This is a genomic window from Lapidilactobacillus mulanensis, from assembly GCF_003946215.1.
Taxonomy (GTDB): domain Bacteria; phylum Bacillota; class Bacilli; order Lactobacillales; family Lactobacillaceae; genus Lapidilactobacillus; species Lapidilactobacillus mulanensis.
The window spans coordinates 1-3,306 of record NZ_RHOW01000081.1 but is presented as its reverse complement, the minus strand read 5'-3'; the positions used below and the strand labels follow the sequence as shown (position 1 = coordinate 3,306).

Genomic DNA, 3,306 nt, shown 5'->3' with positions numbered 1-3,306 from the left:
TGCCGTTCAAGAATGTGCATAAACACTTTAATTATTTGATTGTCCTCTTGACAGGAGCCGAGCCGTGGACACAGCTGGCTGTGTCTCACTACATTAATGGGATCGAACTCTTTTTGTCTGCTAAATTATAAATTCCGTGTGAATACTTGTGGCGTGATCCGAACTAAAATCATCATGACGATCAATCCCATTACTAAATTTGCGACGAAGCTGCCACCATTGATCACTAATGAGTAGATCCATGCTGATTGACCTTTAGGCGCATATGAACCCCAGAAAAAAACACCGGCGAAATAATGAGATAAATATTTTGCAAAGTTGCCGAGCGCAAAGCCGCCAACCGTTAACAATCCTGCTTGAACCGGGCGTTTAGCGAGTATGTTTTTCTTAACGCTGGTTCCAGTTATGCCCATTAAACCAATGAGTGCGAAAGCCAATGGATAATCTAAAATGATTTGTAGTGGGTTTAATAGACTGCCACTTCCTCGTAGCCACATGTCCAATAATCCAAAAATTAATCCAGCAAAAACACCTGGCACCACGCCACGGCGAACACTGTATACCGAAAGTGGGATCAACCCATAACATAACTGAATCGACGACACACCAACATCATGGGGAACATATTCCAACGCCATGGCGAGCCCGGCAAAAATCGCGCCTTCAACTAAAATACGTAACCGTTTATTATTCTGCATAAAAAAATCCTCCTTTGTTTTTTTGTACCATCAACAAAGTCGGAGTTTTCACTCCATCACAATTCCTACGCGTGTCTTAACACAACAGGTTCAAGGGTCTGAACTTAATCACTCTCAGCCGAAATGGCTCCCCTTTGTGATGGTAACTATTCTTTTTTTATACTTTTCCATTAAAGCGTTAATTTCGAGTTATGTCAAGTTAAGACTTAAGTGTAATCGTCAAATCCTGTTTGAACCATTTCTGACTGAGCCTAGCAATTGTACCATCCTCGCGTAATTCATTTAACGCCGTATCGATGCGCCGCTTTAATTTCGTATCTTGTTTGCGCATCCCGATGGCAAATGTTTCGCCGGAAAAACCACCCGTTGTGATCTGAAAACGATCTGGATCTTGTTGCTGGCGAATATAATAACCGGCATAAATGCTGTCTCCAAGCACACCCTGCGTACGTCCAGCCTGTAAATCAAGAAATGCAGTGTTGAAATTATCATACAGAACCGCCGTTTTATCTGCAACTAGATTCTTCAAAACTTTAGGCTTCTCCTCAAATAATGTTTGACCTGAAGAACCATTTTGTAAACCTAACCTTTTACCTTTCATATCTGCGAAACTGTTAATATTACTCTGCTTCATCGTGATCAGGACTTGTTGATTACGCAAGTAGGGTTGAGAAAACGCAACTTGTTTCTCGCGCTCTGGAGATTTCGTGTAGCCATTCCAAATCAAATCGATCGTGCCGTTACGTAATTCCGTTTCTTTCATATTCCAATCGATCGCTTGAAAAGTAATTTTTTGGCCAAGCTTTTTAGCAGTCGCTTTGGCTAAATCAACATCAAAACCAACAATCTGACCATTTTTCTCACGGAAACCCATCGGTACAAACGTGTCATCCAAACCGACGATCAATGTCGTTTTCTTATTGTTGACTGAATTCAAATTTCGAATTGCCCCGGTTGAACAAGAACTCAATACCAAAACCAGAAGTGCTAATAAAGGCAGATAGACTAATTTTCTTTTCATGATCAGTCCCCCTTATTCCTGTGGTGCGAGTTCGTATGTTTGATCGGCAATTTTCGCGGCAAAATCTAAATCATGGGTGACCACGATCTGGGTAATTTTTTCAAGCTTGAGTTGCTGAATCAATGCTGCTACGCTATCACGTAAGCTAGGATCCAGCGCCGAAGTTGGTTCATCATAGCAGAGAATCTGAGGATGCATTGCTAAGGCGCGGGCAATGGCGACACGCTGCTTCTGTCCGCCAGATAATTGATATGGGTACAGATCGGCTTTATCTGCCAGATCCAACTGATCTAATAACGTGATTGCTTGCTCGCGTGCTTGTTTCTGATCGTTGTCGCTGACCAATTCTGGCGCCAGGCTGATATTTGCTAAAGTTGATAAGTGTGGAAATAACCGGAAATCTTGGAAGACAACCCCAATGACACCCTTGCTGGCGTTATCGACTTTTGGCACAAACGGTTCGTTATTGAGCGTGATAGTTCCTGAATCAAAAGTTTCCAATCCGGAAATGATTCGCAATAAGGTTGTTTTACCAGCGCCACTTGGGCCAACGATGCATAGCGTTTGTCCTTCAACAACTTCAAACGAAACTTCTTTAATAATTTGACGACCATCGATCGTTTTACTAATTTTTTCAAGTTTTAACATGGTATACCCCTCCTATTGGTAATAGTTATAGTGGCGTTCTGCTGACCGCAGACCCCAAGTTAATGCGGCCGTCAAAAGTAAATAGATCACCGCAACAAGTAAAAGTGGGACCAACGTGACGTCTCGCGCCATCGCGATATTTCCGGCACGTAATAAATCGCCCAGCCCAATGACGTAGACCAAAGAAGAATCCTTAACGAGATTGATCACTTCGTTGCCCATTGCCGGGATAACTTTCTTATTGACCTGTGGCAAAATAATCTTCCGAAAAATCTGCCATGGACGTAATCCCAAAATTTGTGCAGCCTCAGATTGGCCTTCATCAACACTCTGCAATCCGCCACGGAATATTTCTGCAAAATAAGCCCCATAGTTAATCACAAAAGCGAATAATGCCGCACTGTAACGTTCAAACACAATATGAATAATTGGTAACCCATAAAATACAAAAATCAATTGCAAAAGTAATGGCGTGCCACGCATTAACCAAACGTATAATTTCAAAACTGCGCGGACAGGTCGGTATTTCGAACGCAGGCCAACACTAACAAGTAAGCCCAGCGGAATCGAAAGCACTAAAGTCAGTAAAAATAAACTCAGTGTCATCTTAGTCCCGTCTAATAATGCCGGTAAAATTTCAGTGATATATTGCCAATTCATTTGGATACACTCCCTTAATTTCTTTTTCTAGATATTCAAAGCCGAATGAATATTCTTTTATGCCTAACCATAAACAATCAGTCGTTCTGATCACAAAAAGTATCTTTACGCAACCAGAACTAATGCCACAAAACGAATGAGCCGTTAACTAGTTTCTTCACCAACACCCCTAACAAGCTACAAAAAAATACCCACTAGACAAATAATTAATTGTCTACACTTTCTGGTGTTGGTAAAACTAATACCAGTTTTTATTTGCCAAAATAAATAGGACATCAT

The 3,306-nt window shown here is 41.4% G+C and carries 4 protein-coding genes and 1 riboswitch; all 4 genes read right to left on the bottom strand.

Annotated features, from left to right (window positions below):
* Nucleotides 1-125: 125 nt before the first annotated feature.
* Nucleotides 126-698 carry an energy-coupled thiamine transporter ThiT gene (gene thiT, locus EKM67_RS10465; protein WP_125578922.1) on the bottom strand — a complete coding sequence of 191 codons (573 nt, stop codon included), beginning with the start codon at nt 696-698 and terminating at the stop codon, nt 126-128.
* A gap of 45 nt (nt 699-743) precedes the next feature.
* A riboswitch (TPP riboswitch) is annotated at nt 744-842 on the bottom strand.
* A gap of 55 nt (nt 843-897) precedes the next feature.
* Entirely contained in the window at nt 898-1,719 is an 822-nt protein-coding gene (locus EKM67_RS10460; protein ID WP_125578921.1) for an amino acid ABC transporter substrate-binding protein, read from the bottom strand.
* A gap of 12 nt (nt 1,720-1,731) precedes the next feature.
* Nucleotides 1,732-2,367 carry an amino acid ABC transporter ATP-binding protein gene (locus tag EKM67_RS10455; RefSeq protein WP_125578920.1) on the bottom strand — a complete coding sequence of 212 codons (636 nt, stop codon included), beginning with the start codon at nt 2,365-2,367 and terminating at the stop codon, nt 1,732-1,734.
* 12 nt (nt 2,368-2,379) lie between these two features.
* Nucleotides 2,380-3,027: an amino acid ABC transporter permease gene (locus EKM67_RS10450; RefSeq protein WP_125578919.1), complete on the bottom strand. Its 648-nt coding sequence runs from the start codon at nt 3,025-3,027 to the stop codon at nt 2,380-2,382.
* Nucleotides 3,028-3,306 lie beyond the last annotated feature (279 nt).